Source organism: Ventosimonas gracilis (genome assembly GCF_001580025.1).
Classification (GTDB): Bacteria; Pseudomonadota; Gammaproteobacteria; order Pseudomonadales; family Pseudomonadaceae; genus Ventosimonas; species Ventosimonas gracilis.
This window is the reverse complement of sequence record NZ_LSZO01000054.1, coordinates 1-718: the sequence shown is the minus strand read 5'-3', so window position 1 is coordinate 718 and position 718 is coordinate 1. Positions and strand designations below refer to the sequence as shown.

Sequence of the window (718 nt, the reverse complement as noted above, 5' to 3'; positions counted from 1 at the left end):
TTTTGCCGCGTTTAAATAAGCGGTTAATAAGGCGTCTTCGTCATCATGGTCGATGCGCAGGTGGTGTTTAAGTGGGGTTAAATCGAGCATGGGGTGTTCTCGCGGCGCTTATCGTTAAAATTTGTCTTGACACTATTTATAATTGCCGGTACAATATCGCCATGAAAATCGAATTTGACCCCGCCAAAGATGCGATTAACCGTAACAAGCACGGGATTTCGCTGGGCGAAGCTGCCCGCATCGATTGGGATAACGTCGTGGCTTGGCCTGATCGGCGTTTCGATTACGGCGAAGACCGTATTAGCGGTCTGGGATACCTTGGAGACCGTCTGTACGCGGTGATTTTTGTAGATCGTGGCGACATCAGACGTGTCATCAGCTTGCGCAAAGCCAACAAACGTGAGGAGAAAACTTATGCCCGCGCTTAAGCCTAACCATATTTTTGTGACTGACGAAGAGGACGCGGCCATTACGGCGGCGGCCATGAGTGACCCTGATGCGCTGCCGTGGACGGATGAGCAACTAGAGGCGGCCAGACCTTTTATGCGCATCGGCGTGCGCCCGGTCGGCAGGCCGCCGCTTGAGGTGACGCGCCCGAAAGTGACCTTGCGTCTTGAGCCGCCGGTACTTGAACACTTGCGCGCATCCGGCAAGGGCTGGCAAACGCGCGTCAATGCGTTGTTGCGCGAGGCGGTCGAGCAAGGGCGGATTTGAGCGT

Annotated in this window: 3 protein-coding genes; 2 read left to right on the top strand and 1 reads right to left on the bottom strand. The window is 54.9% G+C overall.

All coding sequences use genetic code 11. From position 1 onward, the window contains the following. On the bottom strand, positions 1–90 hold a 90-nt coding region (locus AXE65_RS14395), incomplete at its 3' end, for a head-tail connector protein (protein ID WP_160330578.1). Between the two features lie 71 nt (positions 91–161). On the opposite strand from AXE65_RS14395, the gene AXE65_RS02750 reads away from it, so the two are divergent. Both AXE65_RS02750 and AXE65_RS02745 read left to right on the top strand, forming a co-directional pair. After that, positions 162–428 (top strand): BrnT family toxin, encoded by a 267-nt coding sequence (locus AXE65_RS02750; RefSeq protein ID WP_068387742.1) that lies wholly within the window; start codon positions 162–164, stop codon positions 426–428. Further along, a complete protein-coding gene (locus AXE65_RS02745) occupies positions 415–714 on the top strand; it encodes a BrnA antitoxin family protein (RefSeq protein WP_068387736.1) in 300 nt (99 codons plus the stop codon). The genes AXE65_RS02750 and AXE65_RS02745 overlap by 14 nt, the downstream gene beginning before the upstream one ends. Positions 715–718: the final 4 nt, after the last annotated feature.